The sequence below is a fragment of the Algoriphagus chordae genome (genome assembly GCF_003254055.1).
GTDB classification, from domain to species: Bacteria; Bacteroidota; Bacteroidia; order Cytophagales; family Cyclobacteriaceae; genus Algoriphagus; species Algoriphagus chordae.
Genome location: NZ_QKZT01000023.1, coordinates 36,934 through 62,323 on the forward strand (window position 1 = coordinate 36,934; position 25,390 = coordinate 62,323).

Consider the following 25,390-nt stretch of genomic DNA (forward strand, 5'->3'; position numbering starts at 1 on the left):
TGTCTCATGGAATAAAAGTACCTATGACTGAGCTCGGTTTCCAATCCAATGCTCTTCTCGCCTTTTGATCTGAAAAAGTCAGCTCATTACTCAGCTTATCAATACGGTATGAATTCAGTGGGAATCCTGGAATGTAATCCCCCAGTTTCCCAATAATCTTCAGAAAGCTCAAAGGTAGCTTCTTGACTTTCTTTCCAAACTTATCAGCGATATACTCATCCAACTCGGCCAGGCTAGGATGAGCCCCATCCGTCAAATTGAAAATACCAGACTTGTCTGTCCACATCGGAATTGCTTTGGCAATATCCGCAGCCAAAACCATGGACTTTCTAGCCTCTCCAGATCCTAAGCGAAAATAATAGCCTGCCTTTATTGCTTTGATCATTGCTCCCAAATTACCAGGTGCATCTTTACCAACTACCAAAGGTATTCTGATAATCAAATAATTAACAGCATTTGACTCAGCCCATTCTTTAACAGAATTCTCAGCGTTAATCTTACTCTGAGCGTAGGGTGTATCTCCTAGTAAGGGTGCTGTCTCTTCCAATTTCTTGCCAGTTTCTTTGCCATAAACAGCTACTGTACTTACAAAAATGATAGCCTTGGGATTGGCGGTTATACCTTTCAAAAGATTGACTGTTCCGGCTTCATTCACATCAAAGAACTCCTGCTTTTCTTCAGCAGTTTTTGGAATGACATGCGCTTTGCCTGCAGCATGAATAATCAGATCGACCTCAGGCAAGGAAGGGACTTCAGTAGAAAGATCAGCCCGAATTGCATTTGAACTCGATCTTCCTAGTGATATAAGCTCGTGATCCTTCGCTAAGGAGGCTACTATAGCTTTTCCCAAAAAACCCGAGGCACCAGTTAAAAGGATTTTCACTGCGTAGCCTCCACTATTGCATCTAACATTTTATTAGCCAAAAAGTCCTTATCAAACTGCTCTGAAGCTATTCGACTCGCCTTCTCACCCATCTCCGCTAGCAACTCAGGTTTTGAATCCAATTCAATTAGCTTTTCAGCCAATTGCTTAGGATCGTTGGGATCTAGGGTAAATCCTATTTGATATTCAGCCAAGAAGTCTTTCATCCAGCCTTGCGTATTCTGTACTACAGGAATACCTGCAGCTAAGGATTCAAAGAATTTATTGGGTGAAGAAGTATCCAAAACTGGCGTTCCTTTCAGAGGAACTAGGGAAACCATGGCATTCTGAATAAGTCCTACTAGATCTTGCTTGGGCATCAAACCCCATATCAAAATGGTCTCCAGCGAATTCTCTTTGATTCCTTGTTCGATTAACTCTCGTTGCTGCCCTTCGCCCACTATCAGGATTTTAAGGTCATTCCTGCCTAGATTTTGTAGGATTTTGGCAGCTTCAAGTAGCCAAAGTGAATTATTTACTACTCCTATATTTCCTGTATAGATTGCATACTTTTTCTTTTCAATAACACCTCGTCCCTCAAATGGCTTCTCAGTGGCAAAAAGTGGAATGTTCGCGGCATTGGTAACATCGATCACCTTCACATCGGGAAATCTTCTCTCAATATTCTGACGCATGCCGATAGATAATGCCACGACCAAAGAGGAAGCTTTATAACACCTACTTTCCAATGCATAAGCAATTTTTTGTAAGATCTTATTTTGAAACAAGCCTAACTCTATGGCACCTTCTGGCCATAGATCTCGTGCTTCAAACACCATCTTTCTCCCCCTAATATATCTTGCCACCAATCCTGGGATTCCTACGGTAATAGGCCCAGAGGAGGCTATCACTACATCTGCTTTGGCTGTAAGTGCATACCATATGGAGCAAACTGCATAAGCTAGAAAAGTATATATCCGCTTTAGAAAGGGCTGCTTATTATCAATACGAACATTGATGACCGTCACATCCACCCCTTCGAAACGCTGATGTTCTATGAATTTGCTTGCAGTAAGATCCGATTTGGAATAAATGGAAGTGACCACTTGGACCTCATGCCCTTGCTTCACCCATTCCTGCGCAAACTCATGCACACGAGTGCCCCAAGAACCTTTGGGAGTGGCATAGTACTGATAAAAGTATAGAATTTTCAAAATGTAATATTAGTCGATGTATCGAACTTCGCCGGGTGCGTTTACAGCCTGTAATTGACCATTTATAATATCAAAAGCTAATCCATTGAGTTTTCGATGAAAAGCATGAAGCTCCTTCACAGTAGGATTCCATAGTCTACCTGCTTGAATTTCCTTGCCTAGCAATAGAAAACTATGCTCGGCTACAGGATTTAATGCTCCTGATTCATCCAAAAACAACCTTCTGGGATGATTACTTCCAAGAAATCCAAAATAGGTGTGCGCGATCAATAGCCCGCATTCTTTCTTCATCTTATCTAAAGAAGGCTTGCTGAAAACTGACGCAAAATCCTTCACTGAGACAGTTTGAAAAACAGAAATCTCTGTAAAAGGCTGATTCATTGCCTTAAAAAAGACAGGGGAAAATCGAGAAAAGTGAAATGGCTTAGCTCGTTCAAAGAGATTTTTTTTCCATATCTCTGAATCAAAAACCATAGGCACTATCTTAATACCAGCTGCTAGAATTTTCTTATGTCCATGTAGCTTTCTTTTTCGGAACAACCAATTAAAGTGTTTTATCCCTTTATCGAACCGCTCGCTTGTACCATAGGCAAGCCAAGTTTTAGTATCTCGACTTTTATTTATAGGAAGCTTGTTTTTAATATGCCAATCCGCCGCATCCTTTATTGATTTAATACTTGAATCAAATACAGATAGTTGATTATTTGACAATGCGTTACCTTCCATTACGTCTAAGTAATTCCATATCAAATCAATCCCCTTTGCTTCCATATGCTGATACCAGTCAGCCTTCTTGTCATTAGTCTGTTTGGTATAATTGTAGGCTAAATAGCCGTGATCGATGTAGGTAGAAATCTGCTTGAAATTCTCAGGCGTCTCAAAATTCTGGAACTCAGACCAACTTTCTTCCCTAAAAGATCTGCTCAGTGCATGGTATGTCAATTCATGCCCATCTTTTTCCCATCTCAAAAACTCATCATGCATGCCTGCTTGATCCATAGCTGCAAAGTCGCCTTGGTATGAATAGGTATGGAGAAAAAAGCCTTTTGTGGTCCTAATACCTGCTCTAGCAAAGAATTCTCGCTGAGCAACAAGGAGTTGAGGGGTATCAAAATCACAGTGATCCGTAAAGCAAACAGTGGGAACAAAGCCTATTGGACTTCTCGCTACTTCTGGTACCGGTCCTAAACCTTCAAATAGACATAATTCGTAAGTAACTCCCTTACTTATTGTAGAAGTAGTAATCCACTCTCTTTTATCATCTTGATCATATAGAAAGGTGGGATTCAAATCTGGATGAATTAGATACCATAGCAACTTCCCCCTTTTAGCATCCCATTCCCAACATCCTGTGGTAGTCATAGCTGCCACAAATGTCTTATCAGCAAACTTGAGAATCTTAGGACTGTGGTAGTTTGCACTGAGGTATGGAGTAGCAATAGGCTTCCACACGTAGTCAGTACCTCTCCAAAACTGCGGTACTTCATCAAAATCAATTTCTAGAAATAGGCTTTCTAAGCTGACTTCAGTCAAAAATTCAATTGAAAGCCTGATGATGGATTCATCCTTGCTTTGAGCAAATTTCAAAAAACCATCAAAACTCAGTCTTTTCCCTGCCTGCTCAGCCAGTAGTAAAATGTTTTTAATCAATCTTAACCGTGTTTTTATTAAGGTAAATAGGCCCAATTTTCAAGCATCGTAATCTTGCTAATGGTATTAATCCAGCTTTCTCCATTCCCTTGATACTAGGAGTATTGGTAGGAGCCACGAGCATATATACGTCGTGAGTTGACACAAATTTCTTAAGAATATGATGAAGGACATTGGGGTAAATCCCCTGACCTCGATAATTATCGTCCGTGAAACAATCCCCAATAGCTATATATGGCTGTTTGTAGCCAAAGTTCTTTAGCAAAAGACTAGAAGTAAAAAGCTTACTGCGATGTATCAGATTTCCTTTTTCCTTGATAATAAACTGCGAGTCTGCTTCTGAGAAATCAATCTGATAAGGAAAATCCTTATTCAAAGCATCTGACAAAGCTGAGTTTCTAGTACAGCTATACAAAAGTAGATCTACTGGGAATGGCTTAAGCTTATTTAGTAAACCCATTTTCTTAAGTTGTGGTCAATAGGTTTTCGATCAATTGAAATTTGCCGGATTTAGCTTTGGGAAGCTCTGGGACTTTTTCAAATTCAAAATTCAAATTTTCTCCAAATACTTCTTCAAAGGCTAATTGGAGATCTTTTTCTCTTACGTCGAGTTGGTTCTTTGGAGACACATAAACTAGCTTAAGTTCATTCTCACCAAGTTGAATCAATTTGAACTGATCAATTTCAGGATACTGCTTTAAGATTCTCACGACAGTCTGAACAGTAATATATTTCCCAGAAGGAGTCATAATAAACTCTGTCTGCCTTCCGATGACTTCTCCTAGCAGTGGTAACTGAAGCCCGCAAGTACAGGTATTATTAATGGCCTTTATAGCCAGGTCCCCTACTTCATAGCGAATCAAAGGGGTGGTGAAATTGTCAAGCCCAGTCAAAACTACTCTACCCATTTGTCCTGGCTGCACTTCATTACCATCATCGTCTAGAAGCTCCAACACCAAGTGCGGGCTCATAATATGATAATTCCCCGCCTTGCATTGGCTAGCTATCAGAAAGCCCTCAGAAGCTCCATAGGTATCGTACACCTGGCAAGCAAATGCTTTCTCTATTGCCTCACGAAACTGAGGAAGCAACTTTTCACCTATTGATACCACCGATTCAAAATGGACATCTTTGATATTGTTTTCTAAGGCAATTTTTGCAAAGAGATAAAGGCTAGAAGCATAGGCCACAAAATGTGATCTCGGCTCTTCTCTAAGCAACTCAAGTTCTGCCAATATCTGAGTCTTATCATGGCTCATTGCATCGATATAGCGGGTATTGAGTAATTTGTCTTTAATAGCTTTCTCAGATGAGCGAGTCATATTGACGCCAGTTTGAAGCAAAGACTTCCCGAATTTATAACCTGCCCATTCCCACCAGAGTATTTGCAGAGCGCGATTGTTGGAGAGTTCATCCTTGGAAAAATAAACTTTAGAAGGAGGTCCTGTAGAACCCGAAGACATAATAGCTGTCAATGATTCCTTATTCTTGTCAGTGACTATAAACTCCAAATTTTCCCGAAATGTCTTTTTCGCCAATACCGGAAAAGATTTCAGCCATGTCCTAGAATCAGCATTTTCTGGAATATTTAACAATTTGAAATAGGGAGACTTAGCTGCTGCATGTGAAAGGATTTTATGAAGCTTTTCGGACTGTAGTTGCTCTAAATGTGCGCCATCCTGAGCTACTGTTTTTCTCCAGTAGCGAAGCTTCTCAATAAAAGTGGATTTGAGCAGCCTATCGCCAATGGGCAGTATGGCATGCTCTAGTATGAAAAACGGTAATCTCATTGAAATTGTTTGAGGTGCTTTTGCCAGATTGGCTTAATAAATAACCAATCCCATTCTTTAGATTTTTCTCTAGCCTTGCAGGACAATTGGTGGGCGTATTCTGGAGAATCGACAATCTTAATAATCCCTTGACTGATCATTTCAGCATCATTTGGCTCCACCATGACACCTTCTATCTCATTTTCAAATAGATATGGAATCCCTCCCACATTGGTAGTCACCACACACATACCCATGGCCATCGCTTCCATTACTGAAAGTGGCGTATTATCCACATTAGTGGTATTTAAGAAAATATCATAGTCCTGCGAAAGCTCAATCCATTCCTTCCTGGTTTTTTTGCCTACAAATTCAACATTCCCTTCTATTCTTAATTTCTTCGCTTTTGCTTTGCACACTCCCATCAAACCGTTTTTTTCTGGCCCAACCATACCAAGCTTGGCATCTGGGTACTTAGTGGCAAGTAAGGCTATTACATCGATTGCCAATTCCGGATTATAAATCGCCGCAAAAGACCGCACCCATAGAATCCGTGGAGCAGCTGCTTTCCTCTCTTTAAAATTGAATTTGTTTAAATCTATCTGGTTCGGGATAAGCTTGACATTAGTATAACCACTCTGCTTAAACTTCTTCCTCATAAAACCAGAAGGTGCTACCAAAAAAGCCGCATTATTGAAAAAGGTATCACACTTCGCTTTGCTGCGAATAAGCCTTTTCGGAAGGTCTCCACCGTGCAAAATTGGAACATAAGGCAGCTTTAGGCTTCGACATATGAAACCACAATAGAATGCTAAATAAAAGCCTCTGGTACTATAAGTATCAATTAATACTAAATTGACCGTGGATCTATTAGTATAAATAGCCTTAGCCATATCGGCGAATCTTAATAAAGGTGACCTGTATTCTGACACCTGAATTACTTCCGCTATTTCTTTTAGTTTTTCTCCCAGTACCTCAATGGAGGTGGGGTTGTAGCCGTGGCTTTTTAGCTTGTTTCCTAGATACAGGATTCGCACGTTTTGGCTTTGGGTTAGAGATGGATAAAAGACTGAGTCCTACTAGAGCGGGCGTGACATAAGTCCGCATAGCCGCATGAAAGGAAGTATATAAAGCGACAAGAAAGAGTGCAATCAGAAGTCCTTTTATTAGTGGATTGGGGTGTGATTTCAACAGGTGGAGACCAAGCCAACAAAGAATTAAGAAATATACCAATCCCAAAGCCCCGTGCTCAGCGAGTAATCTACTGAGTTCTACATGAGCCACCGTACCATGTAGGCCTTCTCTTAAGAAACGAGAGGCTCCTGCCCCCACACCAAAAATAAAATGCTCCAACCAGAGGTCTACATCTCCCAAGAAAATATCAAGACGGCCTGTGGTAACGGTGTACATCGACTTCACCTTAGATCCCTCGATGGTACCAATAGTCTCTCCTTGGTATCGAAGGCTCAGCATACCATTAGTAATCTGGTCCACCACTACAAATGCCAAAATCGTAATGAGCATAGCAGGAATAACGAATTTACCAATCTTAGGAAGTCTGTATAATCTCTTTTCCTTAGCGGAAGCAAGTCTGAGGAAAAATAACACCACTATAGCTCCCAATGCAGTCCCGATCATTCCTCCACGAGAGAATGTGAGCAAGCCTTGAAAAGTAAAGGCAAATAGTATTAAGCCATCTACAATATAGTTTCCTGAGAATTTCCAGCGATTAATCATTATGAAGAACATAAACAAGGCCGCCAATCCAAATAAAGTAGAAACTTGATTTGAACCAAATCCCCCACTCATATCCACATTGGCTCCTAGGACAAATTCTACTTCAGAAAAGTCCGGAGTTTTCACAAAAGTATAACTCAGAACGCCTAGAATAGGATAAACCATCATTCGGAGCATATTACCAAGTTGAACTTGAGTAATCCTTTGCTTATAGAAAAATATTACCACCAAAGCCACGTTGATTGGCCCCAGCATATTAAAAATCAAGTCAGATTTCTGAACCTCTCCCGAAAGATCAAAAAACAAGGCTGGGATCATGCAGAGAAGCATAATCCAACCTAAATAACCATGCGTTTTGTATTGGATAATCCCCCATATCATACCTACAGCAAGCAGGTATTTGCCGAGCTCATAAGGTATAAATGGAGAGGTAAAAGCCATTCGTGAGAGTAGCTCAAAGGAGATCAGATACAAAATCAAAGTCATCCCCAGATATGGACTTTTCCCCTTTTTCATCACCAGGGTAAGAGAGGTAATCAATACCAAGTAAAACCAAGCTATGATGCCATAAGGCGTAACTGTAGCTGAAAGTCCCAATAATAAATGGATCAAAATCCAGATATATGGTCTCTTGTTGAGAATTAAATATTTAATCAATTGCTACTCAAATTAACCTGGGTTAATAAAAAAAGAATATCGTTATAGCCCTTCATAAATTGGCTACTTCCATAATTATCCTTTACATGTTTTTGAAAAGATTTTCCCATTTTCAATGCTTTCTCTGGATTACTTAGCAGTTCATCCATGCCATCAGCGAGAGCCTTGCAATCTGCAGCTGGCACCAAAATACCATAATCACCATTCCCTAATACTTCAGGGCATTGCCCTACTGCTGTAGAAACCACTGGCAAGGCAGCCAAACCATATTCCAATAGTGCTACAGGTAATCCTTCACGATCAGAGGCGACTAAACCTGCATGAACCTCAGAGAGTAGCTCTGCCACATTAGAAACTGGCCCTTCTACAGAAATAAACTTGCTTAAGGAGGTAGAGCTAACTTTTTCAGCTACTGCTCTTTCCCAAGTCTGATCTATAGCCATACCTACCAACCGAACCTTGAAATCATCTCTTTTTTCTTTTAGAATCTTCACTGCCTCCACTATATTCTTTTGTCCTTTTTCAGTCCGGTAATTTGCCAAGTGTAGAAAGGTAAATAGTGTTGGTTTAACTTTAGACGAAGTTACCAAATAAGGGAAATTAGGCAGGTATTCAATAAGATTTTGAGGCTTTAAGCCCAATTCGATCCAATAAGCTCTTGTAGATTCATTAGCTGTAATAAGAAAATCAATCTTTGAAGCAATCCATTTCAACTCAGTTCGGGGATTGTTCCTAATTACTTCTTCAGAAATACCCAAGTGATCATGCCAAATCAACTTAACTTTTGGACGGAACAGCTTCAATGCCGCTCCCCAATAAACAGAGGTGCCATGTGCATGAACAACATCTGGCTTAAATTGATCAACCAGACTCAAAAGCTTTCTGAAGGCTTTCCAATCGGTTGTCTTTTTCTTCTCTAGGAGGAAAAGAGTGGCTTGATCTTGCACAAGATTACCTAGATCTCCCTGATTCCTGCTGACTACAAGTTGATTTTCTATTCCAACTTCGCTAAACGTATTGGCTAGGTTAACAGCCATTCGTTCCGCCCCACCGGGGTTGAGCGTATCTATCAATTGAAGAATTCTCAATTCCTGCTCACTTGTCTATCGAAAATCACAGATTTGATTTCCTCTTGAAATTTCTCTAGGGTAAACTGTCTCGACCAGTTCATCGCTTTCTGAACCTTTGTCTCATACAATTTAACATCATTTATTAAGCTACTAATTCTATCTGAAATCTCTGACACATCTGCTTGTACCAACTCCCCTCTCTCTCCAAAATCTAACATCTGAGGAACACAAGAAACAGCTGTAGTAATCGGCAAACATGCCCAAAACATAGCTTCCGCTACCACCTTTGGCCATCCTTCACTTTGGGAGATAAAAATCAGGAAATGTGCATTCTGATATGCCTGTTGCAACTCCACAGAATCAACATTCCCATGCAGTACAATGTTATTCTGCAATCCTTGCTCAGCTATATATTCCTCCAAATTCTTTCGCTCTGGCCCTTCTCCATAGAATTCCAAATGGCAATCCAAGCCTCTTGAGATCAATGCTGCACATACCTGTGCAGAAACCATTGGCTGTTTTCCTGAATTCAAACCTCCTGCAAACAACAATCTGATTTCCTGATCATTTCCTATAAGCAAAGGCTCAATTGGTATAATTTGGTTTTCAGAATAAGAAGCCGTGAAAAATGGTCTGATATTTTTAGATTCATTTGGCCAGTCCCCATAGACCAACACTTGCATGTTTTTGGTAAAGTTGGTATTGCTTAGGATATTTTGCTGCATCCTATAGGTAGAGGGTTGCGTACTTTTCCTATCCCAGTTACCCGCGTATTTAGCAGATTTTATTTTCACTGGGAAAAAAGTCTGCACCATAGCTCCTAGCAAGCCCATATTCCCTGGACATCTTAGGTGGATATGATCAGCAGCCTTCATTGCCTTCCATGTTTTACTCCAAAGTTCAGGAAACTTACTAGCAGTTTTCATCATTGCTCCAGGTGACAAAACTGTAAACTCTGGCACCTGAACAAGGCTTAGATTTGGGTGCTCATAAGCTAAATCGATAGGATCAGTGGCAGCAGTTTTAGTGACTGGAGCCAAAACCGTTACCTGATCAACATGCTGAAACCATAGATTCATTTCCCTCACGTAGGGGCCGTAAGCAAAAATTTTACCTCCAATTTGCTTGTGAAGCACATGTCCTACTACCAGAAAATGCATTAACCCTTCAGAAGTTTCGAATAGAATGCTAAGTTTTTCTGCGTGATTAAAGTTGGCTCAAACTTAGAATTCACCTTCTCAATAGCCTTCTCTCCAATCTCTGCAAAGCGCTCTCTTTGATCAAATGCCTCTATAATCACCTTAGCGATATCCTGCTCTGAGTGTGGATCACACAGCCAGCCGTTGATACCATGATCGATTGTCTCTGGCCCAGGACCTTGCTTGGAGAAAATTACTGGTTTCCCCATGGCCATAGCTTCAGGTGCTACCAAGCCTTGTGTTTCCATATGGGATGGAAACACACAAATTTCTGCTTGTTCATAATATCCAGGAAGATCATCATGAGCTACAGGACCATGAAAAGTAATACGATCTAAAATCTGTTTTGGAAAACTCTCTTGAAGGTACTTGGTATAGGATTTTCCATCCGAAAACTTCCAGTCCCGTCCATAGACTTCCAGTGAAACTTCAGGATATTTTTCGGCAACAATCGGTAGGGCTCCGATTAATTGCCTAATGCCTTTCTTCTCACAAACCGTCCCTGCAAAAACCAACCTTCCTTTAACAACTTTAGCAGGATCTGCCTTGTAAAATTTATCCAATGGAATCGGATAATTGATAACTTCAACAGGCTTCTCATGGAAAGAAAGCATCTTCCCAGTATGGGTATTTACATATTCAGAAACAGCCACAAAGCCATCTGCTATACGAAATGATTTCTTCTCTTGAAATCCTTTCCACCTATTCACTTTTCGGTTTTCGCCTTCGGCAAAGAAATGGTGACCACCATGCAAGCGAATCACATATTTGAACATTGAATTCTTTTCTACAAATGCCAGACCTAACTCTGAACCCTCAATGATATCAATTGGATTCAATTGGTGAATAGCCAATAGGTTTCTATGGATAGCTCTAGTATTTCTCCACCAAGCGAGATACCTCAATCCAGAATGAGGAATAGTAACTACACGAACTCCATCGATATATTTATCAATTAAGTCCGGTTGCACACGAACACCAATTACAGTCACCTCATGGCCTAGTTTTACTAAATTGGCAGAGATTGTACTTAGAAAAGTGCCTATCCCTCCATATACAGACCCTTTTTGTGGAAACTCCTGTGAAAGAAAACAGATATGCATTAGACTTTGGATGTTGGTTTTAAATTCAATTTATGAGTTAAAAACTCACTTATTCTAGTTGCAGAACTTGGCCCTTCCAGTTGACCTACAATCTTTTTGAGCCAAAGTCTTCTGTCCTTGGCTAGCTTATCTGGACTATCTATGATTTGCAAAATACGCTCTCTGATTTCTCCTGGCGAATTTGCCCAAGCTACTGCGTCCCAATCTCCCATAGATCTAAAGTGTTGGAAATTGTAGATATCCTCAGTTCTCCATTCTTGATTGCCTGTATGGTCGTAGTTCAGATATAAACCTGGACTATCAAACCAGCTGAAATCAAGCGCCATGGTCGAACCAATATTCACCACAGTAGCGCAGTGAAAACTCAAATTCACTAGGTGCGTAATATCCTCTGGGTATGGGTAAAACTGATTCCAGAATTCGCCTTTATGCCATATTGGATTGAGGTTCTTGATGTTTGGATATTTCTTCAGCACATCCGCATAGCGCTCTACTCCTTCTACAGGTACCTGCCTAAAAATCAACTGAACACCAGACTCATTCTGAAGAGCAGCTGCCACATCCTCTAAGTAAGCAGCGTCGTAGGGAGAAGTTTTGGAATCTGAACCTGAGAAGCAAACCCAGGATTTACTGGCATTCAGTCCAAACTCTTCTGCAAATTCTTCTCTACTTTTGATAGCAGCAATATTCTTATAGAAATCAAATTGCGGTGTTCCTGTAATTTCAACCTGATCTTCACTGATCTCAGGATAATAGAACATCAATTCTTCCTTCATATAATCAGACCAAACCGTATAGAAATCCGATCGTACTAGAAGCCGTGCCTTTGGCAAATTGTCCCAAGAGAAAATAGCTGTGGCGGTAGTAATCCCTAAATCTTTGGCTGCCTCCAGCGCATAGGCAGCACCAGGATATCGCTGATGAGTACAGAAGAGCAGATCTGGATTCATCTCTTTCAAATCTGCCCGATACTGAGTGTAAGCAGCAGTCTTGCGCAATTGTGAAAAGTATAGTTTTTCTGTTCCTTCTATTCCCTTATAATCCTTAATTTGTTTACCAAAAAATTCTGCCAGTCTAATTAAGATTTTTCTTTTAGTTGAACCCATTTTATCATGCCAGTTTTGCATAATGGTAGGATTGCCTGTCAAACCAATATTATATTTCAGCCTAGCATAGGTGGTGCTTTCTTTTAGGATTTGAACCAAAAAATCTTCGTTAAAAACTTTTAACTCTTTTTGCTGCGGAGCAAAGCCATTGATTTCTGTAGATAAGGTAACTACCTCTTGCGCTAAAGCATGCCAGATCACCACTTCATGGCCACTTTCATTCAATAACTTAAATAAATCAGAATAGAGATAATTTCGGATACCCACTCCATCGGGAATTAAAAAACAAATTTTACTCATTTCAATATTGCTGCGGCATTTATCCATTGCCAAATGTAAAAACTGTTGTCTCTGTCTCCAGCTATATATTCTTTCCAATACTTATCCAGTATTTCTACGTCGAACCAGTCCGTATTCTCTCCTAGCCACTGAATCTGCTCACCAGCCCAAACTTGAAGTTCGGTGCCTAACCACTCTCGCTGAGGTGTTTGTAAGGGACGCTTTGGAGCAAGACTTATATTATCTCCTAGGTAGTTTCCTGCAATTTTGCGTAGTAACCATTTTTGAATACCATCTTTCACCTTAAACTCAGTGGGTCTGGAAAACACATATTCTACCAGTCGATAATCCAAGAAAGGCTCCCGTAATTCAGTACTATATGCCATGCTCATCCGATCATTGAATCGTAGGGCACGAGGAATTTTTGTATAAAATAAATCTCGGTACTGAAGATTTAGCAATCGATCATCAAAGGGTTGTGGATGTGCTGAGTTCCCAGATTTTGACTGAAAATCTTTACTTAAGGCATCAGCCTTTACCGGGGAAGATTTCACTCCTTGCACTAAAGAGCCCCCTTTTTTGAAATAATAATCATATCCTGCCCAAGCCTCATCCGAGCCTTGGCCATCTAATAAAACCAGTATGCCTTTTTTCCTCGCTGCTTCAAACACTTTTCCATATGCCAAAGTGGGGACACCACCGAAAGGCTCTACTTGTAGCTTTGAAATTGTATTTGTTAATGCGGGAATCTCTGCAGCAGAAATCAAGCATTTATTCAAAGGATAAGGTCTATCCTTCATCATTTCTTCTACCCAAGGAAGCTCATCGTATCGCTCGTCAGCCGTGTAAAAGGTGAATGCTTCTATCTCAGAATTATGAGGAAATGCATCCGACACCAGCGCTAAGAGTGTACTGGAATCCAGGCCGCCGCTTAAATTGAATCCAACAGGAACATCAGCACGGAATCGAAGCTTGATAGAATCTTTCAACAATTCCGTAATATACTTTTCTTCATCCTCATGGGATGTTCCAACAAGCGCCTTTACTCTACCCACAAAATCATACCATTGCTTAAGATTAAGAACGCCATCTTTCCAATGTAGTAAGTGTCCAGCTGGCAACTGGTGAATTCCTTGCCAGAAGGTTTCATTAGGTAGACCATAAGTGCCATGTGCAAAAAAGCCAGCCCATACAGATTGATTTGGTATCTTCTCTATTCCGTTAGCAAAAAGTGCTGGGATCTCAGATGCAAAAGATAGAGTATCCGAAGAATGGTGATAATAAAATGGTTTAACTCCAAATCTATCTCTAGCTGCAAATAAACTTTTCTCCTGCTGATCCCAAATTGCAAAAGCAAACATGCCATTGAATCGATCCAAACATGATTCGCCCCAGTGTATCCAAGCTTTCAGTAAAACCTCTGTATCAGAGGCTGTGTTAAACACAAAAAAATCTTCAAGCACAGTTCTAATTTCCAAATAATTATAAATCTCACCATTGAATACAAGGTGATATCTATCGTCATCAGAATGGAAAGGTTGATTTGCAGCCTCCGAAAGGTCAACGATGGAAAGCCTGTTATGTCCCAAAGAAACCTCTCCGGAATCTTCCCAAATACCAGTAAAATCAGGACCACGGTGATTCTGAGTTTTCACCATTTCCATCAGTTTGCCTCGATCTGCTCCTGGGCCAACTATTCCTGAGATTCCACACATATTAGGATTCTGTAAATAATTTGGTCACCAATTCTTCTGCCAATGCCCAATCTTTTGGAGTGTCTAGATTTACGTAGCGCTCGAGATCCCCTAATACAAAGGCTAGATTATCACCATACAAACTGCTTTTCTCCAACAAGACAGATGTCTTAGTCAGGTAAATAGCACCATCGCGGAAATATCCGGTTGGAAGCTCTTGCCTCCGTGTAATGATTTCCTTTTCTCCTGTGGCTATTCGCAGCATACCTTTCTGATCTGATTCGAAAATCCAATGTGGATTAAATTCGTGTGGAACAGGTAGCACAGACACTAATGCATCTGCTCCTGTTTCTAAAATTTTTGTGATCGCTTCATCTATTAGGCCTTTTCTACGAAAAGGCGTAGTAGTCTGAAGCAAACAAACAAAGTCAAACTCTTCTCCTCCTTTTTTGAAAAAATTTAACGCATGAATAATAGTAGGGAGCGTTGGTGCATGATCAGTTGCTAAATCTGAGGGTCTTCTAAAAGGAACTTCCAAGCCTAAGTTTTTGGCTACTTGGATAATATCCTCATCGTCAGAACTCAGTATTGTACGAGTAAGCAACTTGCTTTCTTTTGCCGAATTTACTGTATATGCCAACAAAGGTTCACCATTGAGCGGCTTTATGTTTTTACCGGGAATACCCTTAGAGCCACCTCTGGCAGGAATAATAGCAAGTATTTTCAGATCTTTTGAGTTATTAAGTATTAGAATTTATTTTATATGATTATCCGCAATGATGCCAGTCACCTTAGATTCTTTGCTTATCAGGCTGGAAGACCGATGACCGATGACCGAAGTGGCCTCAATTTTTAAGTTTAACATATCTTACATTGCTTTTGCCACCTTACTGCTAGAAAAGCGGATATACATATTATTTTAAATCGCTTTTCGTCAGTATTGCATACATGGCTGTAGGGAATCCCCATTAGGATCGAAAGCGGCAATTACAATCCTTAATAAGTGATTGTCTTATGAAACTTAAGTGCTACAGAAGCTAGGAGATCGGCGATAGTTTCACCTGCACTCCCCCCTCCATATATGTTTGATGTTTCAGTGGTGCCCTTTGCATCATGCTTCTTGATGGCGGCAAGAATCTCATTACTGTCATAGGACACATCGATTACATTGTGTCCTCGATCACGACTGTTTTGGCGACTCCCAATATTCACTACAGGAACCCCCAGAAAGGCGCATTCTCTTATTCCTACGCTGCTGTTTCCTATGAGTCCCTTACTATTGATCAATAATCTCAAGAAGTCATCAGGTTCCATGTTTTTGAAAAAGTGAAAATTATGAAGCGAATTCATCTCACGAAAAGCTCGAATTCCAGTACTAGTCCCATCTGCTCCAGCATCTACATTTGGCCAAAAACATAATATTGGCTGATTCAACTCATGTACTGCCTTAAGGGTCTGCTCTATTTGCATTCTAGATGCTTTAATCTCAGTCGTCACAGGATGTTGCATTACTACCCAGTATCCTTTATCCAAATCAGGGCGGGATCCTACTCCTCCGTATTTGGAATAAGGTTCAAAATTAAAGGCGGAATTTGTATTCACATTTGCCGCAAGGTCTATGCTAGGACAACCTGTGTTAAATACAGCCTCAGGATCCTCCCCCAATTTAATAACACGATCATATGCACTTTTTGAGGCTACAAAGTGGTAATCAGACAACTTCGTAATTGCATGTCTAACCTTCTCATCAATATTCCCGGTAACTTCTCCTCCTTGAACATGAGCAAGTGGAATATTCATATAACTGGCTGATATAGCAGTTGCCATAGTTTCAAACCGATCTGCAACAGTTAGCACTATATCAGGTGAAAGATTATCAAAAACAGTAGAAAGCTCCAAAATACCTATGCCCGTAGTCTTAGCTGCAGCAGTTAGATTCTCTCCTTCTAATACATTAAAAACCTTAGCTGCAATGACAAAACCATCTTGAATCATATAATTGACGGCATTGCCATAACGATCCAACAACGCTGATGCAGCCACTACTAGCTGCAACTCTAATTCTGGATGATTTTTTATCGCAGTTAATGCAGTTTTAATTCTAGAATAAGAAGGTCGAGCGGTGATTACAACACAAATTTTCCTTTTGTTCATGGGCTTATTCATTCAGGTCTTTCCAATTTAAAAAGTCCCATTGATTTAAGTTTCTATTTAATTTCTTACCAAGGATCTCTTTGAACTGATGTGCAGGAATACCATATCCTTTTGGCTTTTTACTTTCCAAATCGGAAAGGCTGATTTCATGACCTGCATTTAGATCCTTATTTACAGCAAGACTCTTCTCAAAAATCTGCTTGAGTTCACTGTAAGGTTCGATATTGTCTTTGACGACAGGATTCGTCATAGCTGCTTGAATAGCTTTAATACCTTTCACCAGTTTCTCAGTCTCATCAATAGTAATACTTGCCGCAGTATCTGGCCCAAACTGTCTCTTATCAAAGACCACATGAAACTCAAAGAGCTCTGCTCCCAAAGTAGCCGCGGCAAGACAAGAGTAAATATCTCCACTATGATCAGAAAAGCCCACAGGTATCTGATACCTTGTTTTCAATTCTGCAATTACGTTCAGCCCCCATTGTTCTGGGCTAGTAGGATATGCTGTGGTGCATTGCATGATACTGAGAGGATTGCCATATGATTGGAGAAAAGAAACAGTTTGATCCATCTCTTCCCAGCTACTCATTCCAGAGCTCAAGATAATCGGTTTGCCTGTTTGAGCTATTTTCTCCAACATAAGCAAATTAGAAACCTCTCCAGAACCAATTTTATAGCGCTTAACTCCTACTTGCTCTAACCATTCTACTGCTAGATTACTGAATGGTGAAGATATAAGTTCTATTCCGAGCTCTGCCGCATGGGCATTCAATTCCTTCCATTGATCCAATGAAAATTCCATACGCTTCCAATACGCATATCGGGTAGCATCTTGCTTACTGAATTTAATTCGGAATGGCTCAAATTGGGAGCTTTCTGCCTCCGCAATATGCGTTTGGAATTTGACAGCGTCAACTCCTGTATTAGCCAAAGCTTCTAAATAAGCATGAGCTGTCCCCAAACTGCCATCATGAGCTTGGGCTATTTCTGCAATGATCATAGTATAGAGCTTCTAAATGTTGTCATGATAAAAGGAATATTTCAAAAACACAGTCTATATGACACCATAGTATTTATTTAAACTTCACGTCATTTACCTAGGCTAAACCACGTTTGAGTCTCTTTTCCCAGGAATCTAAACTGTAAAATTCTTCAAAATCAGAAAATTGAAATTGTTGTTTTGTGTCCACATTGGGCTTCAGCAATTGCTCCTTGAAAGCCTCTATCCAGCTATTAAGAATATTAGGCTTATCGATCAGGTGTACATTTGGGTAAGTGGACACCACGTCCTTTATTCCCCCATTATCAGAACATAAAATAAAATTGCCGCACTTGATCGCTTCTACTAATGACAGTCCAAAGCCTTCCTTCCACAAGGATGTAAAAAAATAATAGTCACTTAGCTGTAAATATTTAGCGACTTCTTGGGATGTTTTTTTGCCGATCTGAAACAGTCTATCATTTTCCCAAAGCGTATTAGGCTCATGTCCAATCGTAACAATCTTAATCCTCGGATCAAGTTCAAGCAATTTCGGAATCAATTTTCCAAAAAGATGAATTCCTTTGACAGGACGTGAATTTGCCATCCAGCAAATAATTATATCCTTCCTTTCAAAGCCCATTGATTCACGTAATGAAGTTTTTTCGTCGGCTACTAAGGGGTGAAAAATAACAGATGAAACACCATTGCCCACAATGTGTACTTCCGGAGTAAACTCATTATTTATGTTGAGGCTTTCTAAGTATCCAGCCTCTGTCAGAAAAAAGACTTTATCTGTCAAATGCGCTAATGATGGATTCAGCTTAAGTGCATGACCATGATAATAGAAAATAATCTCTGAACCTTGAGGCAGTTGAGTTTTGATCGTACAAACAGCTTCTAGGAGTGCTTGATCATCAATCACCAAAATCTGAACAGGAAGTTTCTTTTGGCCGATTTTCAATAGTTCAGATAGGTAATCCTTTGCTACCCAATCCGTCAGCGCTTTTTGACGAACAAATTGTGATCCAGGAAACCATTTCCTCTTCGCACTGAAAATATAGCTTGAATCGCCCTCCTTATTTGGAGATAAGACAAAATCAAAAAACTTGTTCTTCTCCAAAAAGTAATTAAACTCGAAAGTCCAACTTCCAATTCCTTGATAAGGCAAAGGAAGATTAGAGACCAATACGCGAATTTTATCTTTCAAGTGCTTTGTTAAATTTCAATAATACTAAGCAGTCAATTAGAACTCCTGTAGCTCTACCATTTTCTTGAAAAGCGAACTACTTTCTACCAACTGATTAAAACTACCTTCACTGACAACTTGCCCAGCATTCAATACCAATATTTTATCGGCTTTCTTCACTGTACTCAATCTGTGCGCTACGATTATTATAGTGTATTTCCCTCTAAGGCTATCAATATTTTCTTGGATGGAACGTTCAGTTTCAGAATCTAAAGCTGAAGTAGCCTCATCAAGAATCAAAATATCCACGTCCTTGTAAAGTTCGCGAGCGATCGAAATACGTTGTTTTTGACCTCCAGATACGAGCATCCCATTGTCACCTAGCATTGTGCTTTCCTTTTCTGGAAGTGAGGAGACAAAGTCCTCAATATTGGCCAGGCGAATTGCCTCAGCAAACCTTGCCATATTTTCAGGAGTCTTATCATCCCAAAACGTAACATTATTGAATATATCGTCACTGAAGATCACTGCTTCTTGGGTAATGTATCCAAACCTACGTCTATAGCTTGACTTATCTACTTCGTTTCGTTCTTTAGAATTGACGGTTATAGTTCCTCCTGTAGGGTCCAGTAAACCAATGATCAAATTGACCATGGTGGTCTTTCCACTACCAGAGCCACCTACTAATGCAAGTGTTTTTAATGGCTCAATGTTTAGACTAATGTCCCTCAACACTGGCAATCCAGGTTTGTAAGCAAAAGTCATATCTGACAATTCAATTCTGTCCAGCTTACCTGCTGAAGGTTTATCTTCCTTACTTTCTTGAATGGACCTAAACTCGTCCATCAATTCCATAGCGGCCACGATACCACCGTAGTGAGCAACAAAGCCTTGCCAACTGGTCTGCAAGCTGATTAGGTAATTCAACGCTCTATAGAAAAACAACAAACTAGCCATGATCGCTGCAACCTGCCCACCTAGATAATTGACTTGTATTAGGATAACTACGGCCACAATTATCAATACAATAGGCTCACGGATGGAGGATAAAAACGAATTGTATACTCCTATTTTCTTCTGCTTCTCTTCTATAGAATCAATGATCCTTTTGAGCTTCAGCTGATACTTCGAAAAGTAATCAGTAGCCTTGAGGTATTTGAAATTGTGTATGGATTGGATTAAGTAAGACTGGAACTCATGATTGAATGCAGTGACTCCTACTGATGCTTTTTCGGTGAATTTGAAGATTGCTTTGAAAATAAAATTGGAGAGAAAACCTCCGATTCCAACCAAAATGGCAAACTGGAAATTCGTGATTAATGCCAATCCTACATAGACTGATAGTAGCACCATAAATTGGATGGTGCTGAAATAAGTCAAAAAGCTATAAGTCACCTTAAATACCTCTCCGGAAAGTGTGTTCTGGATTTTGCCAGCGTCAAGCTTTACAAAATTTTTATAAGCCATTCCTCCTAACCCATCAACCATTTCATAACGAAGCTTTTTGACAAACTCCATTTGAAGCTTCGTTTTCCAGATCCCGTCATAAAATTTCAAAATTGACTTGAACACGAATAAAGCTATCATCACTATCAAGATGACGTTCAGATTCAACCCAAAGCCGAGAGCTTCAATCCAGTCCAGCAAGAAGCTTAGTCCCCCTAATGCTTCCCGAGATTCTGGTGTGATGCCATCTGCCGCCATTTGAAAAACAGGAATAAAAAGCGCCAATCCAAAACCGTCTAAAAGGCCCACAAAAAGGCTAGAAAGGAGTAAGATAATTACTTTATATCCTAGGTATTCATAGAAAAATGAAAAATACCTAAAATACTTTTGTAGAAATTTATTCAAACTTGGGTATTAAAATCCTAAACGGTTTTTCTTTTTGTTATCATCTTCATAATAGCCATAACCGTAGCCGTAGCTATAACCATAGCCACCATAAGATACCTTACTGGAATCGAGGCCGTTGAATACAGCATAAATATTCTTGATTCCTTTTTGCTCTTTCAAGCCATTGACTGCATCGATAAATGCTTTCTCTGAATAGTTTTGACGGAATACAAAAAGGGTAAAGTCAACCAGAGTCAACAAATCCAGAGTTTCAGAAACCAAACCTACAGGTGGTGTATCCAAGATAACCACATCATATTCTTTCTTCAACTCGGTGATCATTTTCTCAAAATTGCTTGAGAACAATAGTTCCGAAGGATTGGGAGGAATAGGGCCAGATACAATCAAATCCAGGTTTTCATAGGAAGTTCTCTTGATTACTTTTCTATGATCATCTTCCTGACCGCTCAAATAAGTAGAAAGTCCTACATCATTTTTCAAACCGAAATCATCGAAAATCTTAGGCTTTCTCATATCACAACCGATCAAGATGGTCTTTTTTCCTGTCAGTGAGTAAACTGAAGCCAAGTTCATCGCACAGAAAGTCTTTCCTTCCCCTGAGATAGTAGAAGTAATCATAAAGGTGATTTGCTTCTCCTTTGGAATCAAAAACTTAATATTGGATCTCAGGGATCTGAAACCCTCTGCAATACCTGATTTACCTGAATTGAATACCACTAGATTCTCATCAGTACTATTGAGAAGGATCGTAGAAAGTACCGGGATCTTAAGCTTATTCTCCAAATACTTAGGATCTTCTATTTTGGTATGTAACAATTCACGAATAAACACAAACAGAATTGGTATAAAAAGTCCTGCGAAAACAGCCGCCAAATAATTTCTTAGAGGCTTAGGACTTACTTCTAGCAAACCCGTTTTCGCATGCTCAATAATTTTATTATTCGGAACATTTGAAGCTTTGGTGATCGCAGACTCTGCTCTCTTTTCACTTAGAAAGTTATAGATGTTCTCATTCAAGGTTGCTTCTCGCTGAATTCTTATTAGGTTTTGTTCAGCCTCTGGTAGGGTTCTGAACGATGCTTCCATAGCTCCCTTTCGTTGCTCCAAATCCGCAATGGTCATTTTATTACTAACATCCACATTATCAAGATTCTCACGGATTGATCTATTCAAATCCTCCAAATTCTTGTTTGCTTCCTTTACAGCCGGAGAAAGCTCGGTCTGTGTTGCCATCAATCTAGACCTATTGACTTGTGCAGATAGGAGATTTTCAATCAAGCCATTTAAATATGGATCATCTATTCCAAGACCTGAAGGAACTATGATTTGGCTATAATTCTCACGTACCAAATAGTCCTTTAGGGTTTGATAATAGCGGCTTTTCAACCTCTCATTTGCCAACTTAGACTCGATTTCAGTTAATTGTCCAAAAACCGTGTTACTCTCATTGCTAAGATTATAAATCTTGTTGTTTGAACGGTAGTTCTGAAGTTTATCTTCGAAATAAGTCAAGGAATCTGCTACACCAGCTACCTGACCATCGATGAAATTAATCGTCCTATTAGCTATGTCATTTTTCTCTAAAAGTTCAAGCTCAAGATAAGTTTCCATCAACTTATTAAGGTAAGCCTCACCTTTTGCCCGATTAGGAACCATCAAACTAAGATCGAGAATAGAGGAGTTTTTCTCTACCAAATCGATGATCAAGCCAAATGAATAATAATTTGATAAATACGTCTGATCTCTAACTATAAAAGAGGATGTTCCCGACTCTTGACCTGAGGTATTATTGATCACAAACTTGAAGTTTGGAGTTTCAGCCGTTTCGCCAAAGGCGAATGTTTGGGTCTCCAGATTATTTGCTCCTCCAAAAGTGCCATCAGGATAATACTGAGTATAATTGTCTCCTTCAAACTTCAAGGTATATTCTGTACTATTTTCCCAATTAACTCTAATGATACCATGAAGTAATTGCGGAAAATTCCAATCTACCACTACCACTATTGGTGTTTTCTTATAGATTTCTTTTTTGATGAAAGTTCCATCCTCATAGTATTCCACATCAAAGTCCAATTGACTTAAGGTAGCTTCCGCAATTGGTCTGGATTTCAGAATGATAGTCTCATTCGTAATCCCAAGTCCTTGATCCTGCATGGCTGCTGGAGCATCGAAAAATGACATTGCATTTTCAGTCTCCTTAATGAAAAACTTTCCTGAAGCTCTATAAGTCGGTACGGTAGTTTCCGTATAAAAAAAAGCTATAGTCATGAAAATTAGCAAACTCGCTAGAATCCATGGCCATATTCTAATTATTTTCGGAAGGAGTATTTTAATATCAAAACTACTTTCCTCCTCCTGAAAAAAATCATTTTCCTCTTGGTCAATACTCATAAAAAGGGCTGATTAATTATTAACTAAAGTAAGTATAAGAGCAATTGCCGTGATAGTAGTTGTAAGCAAAGTCAGTGTTTCCACTAAATTGGTACCAGCTCCTAGCTCTCGAACTTTCATTGGCTCTGCATAGATCATATCATTTGGTTTTAAGAAATAAAACTCTGATCCAAGAAGATTACGATCAAGCAAATTGATTTTATGAATCTGAGAACCATCAGGATATTGTCTAATTAGTAATACTTGATCTCGCTTGGCAATGCTTGTAAGATCACCAGCAAAAGCGATCGCTTCATAGATTGTTACTCTATTTTGTAATATGGTAAATTTACCTGATTGGAAGAATTCACCTAAAGCAGAAAAACGAATTCCCCCAAGGCGAACGCGTACAAAGAACTCATTCACATTCACGTATTTAACCACTTCTTTTTCGACTAATTCTTTTGCTTGTTTTGTACTCAAACCTAAAAACTTCAACTCACCAATAAGTGGGACTTCGACCATTCCTCGATCATCAATGGTAAAGCCATTCATGAAAAACGCATCGCCTGCTCCTTGACTACCTCCCATCTGTGCTGAACTGCTACTAGGATCATTTGCGATTGAACCGAAAATCTCATTCAATTCCGGACTTGTGGTCTTAATAGAAATTTCTACAATGTCATTGATCTGCAAAAAATACTCTTCTGTGGAGTATGGGTATTTCGCACTAGACTCAACCAAAGGGCCTGTTGACTCCTCCAGTTCTTGCATATAAATGAGTTTTTTGTTGGATACACAAGAGAAAAGCACCAAACTCATTATACCGGAAACCGCAATAAATCTGTATAGTTTATTCATGGGATTGTGAAAATATGGGAAGAAAAAGGTTGTTTTTTCTGATTTGCCTCAAAAATAAGAATTAATCATAACTATTAACTTTTATTTGGGCAATGCTCTGATATTCTGATTTCTTACAGGCGTGCGTCTATCACTGATTTGTCCAAAAATCCTTTCACGTCATACACTACCTGCGTATCAGATTTCTGTATCGCAAGGCTAGCAAATTCTTTATGAGACACTGCCAGGATAATTGCAGAATAGGCCATCAGATCTGGAGCTGTTGATCCAGATTGAATCTCTACACCATATTCATGACTTACCTCTGCAGGGTTTGCCCAAGGATCATACACGTCTACATTGATATCATAAGTTTTTAGCTCCTGATAAATATCGATTACTCGCGTATTTCGCACGTCTGGGCAGTCTTCTTTAAACGTAAAGCCAAGTATCAAGACTTTAGCATCGATTACCTTGAGATCCTTACGCATCATCAGCTTGACTACTTCCGTAGCCACGTGCTTGCCCATGCTGTCATTCAAGCGACGACCTGCAAGGATGATTTCAGGGTGATATCCCATTTCTTGAGCTTTTTGTGCCAAGTAAAACGGATCCACTCCTATGCAATGTCCACCAACTAATCCGGGTTTGAATTTCAAGAAATTCCATTTGGTTCCAGCTGCTTCCAGAACTTCATTGGTATCTATTCCTAATAGATTGAAAATCTTAGAAAGCTCGTTGACAAAGGCAATATTGATATCTCGTTGGGAGTTTTCAATCACTTTTGCAGCTTCAGCCACCTTGATAGAAGACGCTTTGTGCGTACCTGCCGTGATCACCGTACGATACAACTGATCAACAAACTCTGCAATTTCAGGCGTAGAACCTGAAGTGACTTTAAGTATTTTGGCTACCGTATGCTCCTTGTCGCCTGGATTAATACGCTCAGGTGAATAGCCCGCAAAAAAGTCAACATTGTATTTCAAGCCAGAAACTCGTTCCAGAACTGGCACACATTCATCCTCAGTGACGCCAGGATAAACCGTAGACTCATAGATGACCACATCTCCTTTTTTGAGATTAGTCCCTATATTCTCCGAAGCCTTCAGCATAGGAGTGAGTACTGGTCGATTATGCTTATCCGTAGGTGTAGGCACCGTCACTATATATACAGTACAATCAGCAAGATCTGTAGATTGTGTAGTCGCCAGCAAACCTTTGGTACTTGTGTCAGAAAAATTGCTAACCAAAACCGATTGAAGCAAATCATCTTCCACTTCAAGCGTGTTGTCTTTCCCAGCGTTCAGCTCCCCTACTCGCTTGGTATCTATATCAAATCCTACAGTAGGATATTTCTTAGCAAACTCTACTGCTAATGGAAGGCCTACATAACCTAAGCCGATGATGGCGATTTTTACGTTTTCTAACGATGTGTTCATAGTTGATTTTCCTTCTTTAGAAACCAGCAAAAAATCTGATTTCTCATTTCCAATTTTATACAGCTTCGCTCTTTCAGTCCCAAAACTTAGCTTTATCAATGGGATGAGCTTTTCTTCTCGTTAATATGATCTTGGTAAGCTCATTAAGCTCCCCTCTATTTCTAAAAATGAGTACTAAAGTTACTCATTTCAAATAGAGCGCAAAACTAACAAATTTCGTAAGAT

The 25,390-nt window shown here is 39.7% G+C and carries 20 protein-coding genes; all 20 read right to left on the minus strand.

The annotated features are described in order from the left end of the window. Nucleotides 1-4 precede the first annotated feature (4 nt). Complete coding sequence (locus tag LV85_RS19200; RefSeq protein WP_111322507.1) at nucleotides 5-883, minus strand: NAD-dependent epimerase/dehydratase family protein; 879 nt, start codon at nucleotides 881-883, stop codon at nucleotides 5-7. Continuing rightward, nucleotides 880-2,076, minus strand: a complete 1,197-nt coding sequence (locus LV85_RS19205; protein ID WP_111322509.1) for a glycosyltransferase family 4 protein — start codon at nucleotides 2,074-2,076, stop codon at nucleotides 880-882. The genes LV85_RS19200 and LV85_RS19205 overlap by 4 nt, the downstream gene beginning before the upstream one ends. Before the next feature lie 9 nt (nucleotides 2,077-2,085). Further along, the gene (locus LV85_RS19210; RefSeq protein WP_111322511.1) at nucleotides 2,086-3,726 is read right to left on the minus strand and encodes a hypothetical protein; all 1,641 of its coding nucleotides are present in this window, start codon (nucleotides 3,724-3,726) and stop codon (nucleotides 2,086-2,088) included. Further along, nucleotides 3,719-4,186, minus strand: a complete 468-nt coding sequence (locus LV85_RS19215; protein ID WP_111322513.1) for a GNAT family N-acetyltransferase — start codon at nucleotides 4,184-4,186, stop codon at nucleotides 3,719-3,721. Before LV85_RS19215 ends, LV85_RS19210 begins: the two co-directional genes overlap by 8 nt. Nucleotides 4,187-4,190: 4 nt before the next feature. Continuing rightward, complete coding sequence (locus LV85_RS19220; RefSeq protein WP_111322515.1) at nucleotides 4,191-5,516, minus strand: phenylacetate--CoA ligase family protein; 1,326 nt, start codon at nucleotides 5,514-5,516, stop codon at nucleotides 4,191-4,193. Then, nucleotides 5,513-6,532 (minus strand): glycosyltransferase family 4 protein, encoded by a 1,020-nt coding sequence (locus LV85_RS19225; protein WP_111322517.1) that lies wholly within the window; start codon nucleotides 6,530-6,532, stop codon nucleotides 5,513-5,515. The genes LV85_RS19220 and LV85_RS19225 overlap by 4 nt, the downstream gene beginning before the upstream one ends. Beyond that, entirely contained in the window at nucleotides 6,471-7,889 is a 1,419-nt protein-coding gene (locus LV85_RS19230; protein ID WP_111322519.1) for an O-antigen ligase family protein, read from the minus strand. Before LV85_RS19230 ends, LV85_RS19225 begins: the two co-directional genes overlap by 62 nt. Further along, nucleotides 7,886-8,977: a glycosyltransferase family 4 protein gene (locus LV85_RS19235; RefSeq protein ID WP_111322521.1), complete on the minus strand. Its 1,092-nt coding sequence runs from the start codon at nucleotides 8,975-8,977 to the stop codon at nucleotides 7,886-7,888. Before LV85_RS19235 ends, LV85_RS19230 begins: the two co-directional genes overlap by 4 nt. Further along, nucleotides 8,974-10,119: a glycosyltransferase family 4 protein gene (locus tag LV85_RS19240; RefSeq protein ID WP_111322523.1), complete on the minus strand. Its 1,146-nt coding sequence runs from the start codon at nucleotides 10,117-10,119 to the stop codon at nucleotides 8,974-8,976. The genes LV85_RS19235 and LV85_RS19240 overlap by 4 nt, the downstream gene beginning before the upstream one ends. After that, nucleotides 10,119-11,261, minus strand: a complete 1,143-nt coding sequence (locus LV85_RS19245; RefSeq protein ID WP_111322525.1) for a glycosyltransferase family 4 protein — start codon at nucleotides 11,259-11,261, stop codon at nucleotides 10,119-10,121. The genes LV85_RS19240 and LV85_RS19245 overlap by 1 nt, the downstream gene beginning before the upstream one ends. After that, nucleotides 11,261-12,667 (minus strand): glycosyltransferase family protein, encoded by a 1,407-nt coding sequence (locus LV85_RS19250; RefSeq protein WP_111322527.1) that lies wholly within the window; start codon nucleotides 12,665-12,667, stop codon nucleotides 11,261-11,263. The genes LV85_RS19245 and LV85_RS19250 overlap by 1 nt, the downstream gene beginning before the upstream one ends. Then, on the minus strand, nucleotides 12,664-14,361 hold the full coding sequence (gene asnB / locus LV85_RS19255) for an asparagine synthase (glutamine-hydrolyzing) (RefSeq protein WP_111322529.1): 1,698 nt from the start codon (nucleotides 14,359-14,361) through the stop codon (nucleotides 12,664-12,666). Before asnB ends, LV85_RS19250 begins: the two co-directional genes overlap by 4 nt. A 1-nt stretch (nucleotide 14,362) precedes the next feature. Further along, a complete protein-coding gene (locus tag LV85_RS19260) occupies nucleotides 14,363-15,094 on the minus strand; it encodes an acylneuraminate cytidylyltransferase family protein (protein WP_317046471.1) in 732 nt (243 codons plus the stop codon). A 242-nt stretch (nucleotides 15,095-15,336) separates the two neighbouring features. After that, nucleotides 15,337-16,494: a UDP-N-acetylglucosamine 2-epimerase gene (neuC, locus tag LV85_RS19265; protein WP_111322565.1), complete on the minus strand. Its 1,158-nt coding sequence runs from the start codon at nucleotides 16,492-16,494 to the stop codon at nucleotides 15,337-15,339. Between the two features lie 4 nt (nucleotides 16,495-16,498). Continuing rightward, a complete protein-coding gene (locus tag LV85_RS19270; RefSeq protein WP_111322533.1) occupies nucleotides 16,499-17,494 on the minus strand; it encodes an N-acetylneuraminate synthase family protein in 996 nt (331 codons plus the stop codon). Nucleotides 17,495-17,591: 97 nt separating this feature from the next. After that, nucleotides 17,592-18,683 carry a glycosyltransferase gene (locus LV85_RS19275; protein WP_111322535.1) on the minus strand — a complete coding sequence of 364 codons (1,092 nt, stop codon included), beginning with the start codon at nucleotides 18,681-18,683 and terminating at the stop codon, nucleotides 17,592-17,594. Between the two features lie 36 nt (nucleotides 18,684-18,719). Then, nucleotides 18,720-20,513, minus strand: a complete 1,794-nt coding sequence (locus LV85_RS19280; RefSeq protein WP_111322537.1) for an ABC transporter ATP-binding protein — start codon at nucleotides 20,511-20,513, stop codon at nucleotides 18,720-18,722. Between the two features lie 9 nt (nucleotides 20,514-20,522). After that, complete coding sequence (locus LV85_RS19285) at nucleotides 20,523-22,907, minus strand: GumC family protein (RefSeq protein ID WP_111322539.1); 2,385 nt, start codon at nucleotides 22,905-22,907, stop codon at nucleotides 20,523-20,525. Nucleotides 22,908-22,919: 12 nt separating this feature from the next. Then, nucleotides 22,920-23,747 carry a polysaccharide biosynthesis/export family protein gene (locus LV85_RS19290; protein WP_245942381.1) on the minus strand — a complete coding sequence of 276 codons (828 nt, stop codon included), beginning with the start codon at nucleotides 23,745-23,747 and terminating at the stop codon, nucleotides 22,920-22,922. A 113-nt stretch (nucleotides 23,748-23,860) separates the two neighbouring features. Then, the gene (locus LV85_RS19295) at nucleotides 23,861-25,165 is read right to left on the minus strand and encodes a nucleotide sugar dehydrogenase (RefSeq protein ID WP_111322569.1); all 1,305 of its coding nucleotides are present in this window, start codon (nucleotides 25,163-25,165) and stop codon (nucleotides 23,861-23,863) included. Nucleotides 25,166-25,390 lie beyond the last annotated feature (225 nt).

Bases quoted from the DNA above. Each gene is read 5' to 3' on its own strand.
- LV85_RS19285 (WP_111322539.1), bottom strand. From the start codon at position 22,907: ATGAGTATTGACCAAGAGGAAAATGATTTTTTTCAGGAGGAGGAAAGT.
- LV85_RS19295 (WP_111322569.1), bottom strand. From the start codon at position 25,165: ATGAACACATCGTTAGAAAACGTAAAAATCGCCATCATCGGCTTAGGT.
- LV85_RS19250 (WP_111322527.1), bottom strand. From the start codon at position 12,667: ATGAGTAAAATTTGTTTTTTAATTCCCGATGGAGTGGGTATCCGAAAT.
- neuC (WP_111322565.1), bottom strand. From the start codon at position 16,494: ATGAACAAAAGGAAAATTTGTGTTGTAATCACCGCTCGACCTTCTTAT.
- LV85_RS19240 (WP_111322523.1), bottom strand. From the start codon at position 10,119: ATGCATTTTCTGGTAGTAGGACATGTGCTTCACAAGCAAATTGGAGGT.
- asnB (WP_111322529.1), bottom strand. From the start codon at position 14,361: ATGTGTGGAATCTCAGGAATAGTTGGCCCAGGAGCAGATCGAGGCAAA.
- LV85_RS19245 (WP_111322525.1), bottom strand. From the start codon at position 11,261: ATGCATATCTGTTTTCTTTCACAGGAGTTTCCACAAAAAGGGTCTGTA.
- LV85_RS19215 (WP_111322513.1), bottom strand. From the start codon at position 4,186: ATGGGTTTACTAAATAAGCTTAAGCCATTCCCAGTAGATCTACTTTTG.
- LV85_RS19270 (WP_111322533.1), bottom strand. From the start codon at position 17,494: ATGATCATTGCAGAAATAGCCCAAGCTCATGATGGCAGTTTGGGGACA.
- LV85_RS19220 (WP_111322515.1), bottom strand. From the start codon at position 5,516: ATGAGATTACCGTTTTTCATACTAGAGCATGCCATACTGCCCATTGGC.
- LV85_RS19290 (WP_245942381.1), bottom strand. From the start codon at position 23,747: ATGAATAAACTATACAGATTTATTGCGGTTTCCGGTATAATGAGTTTG.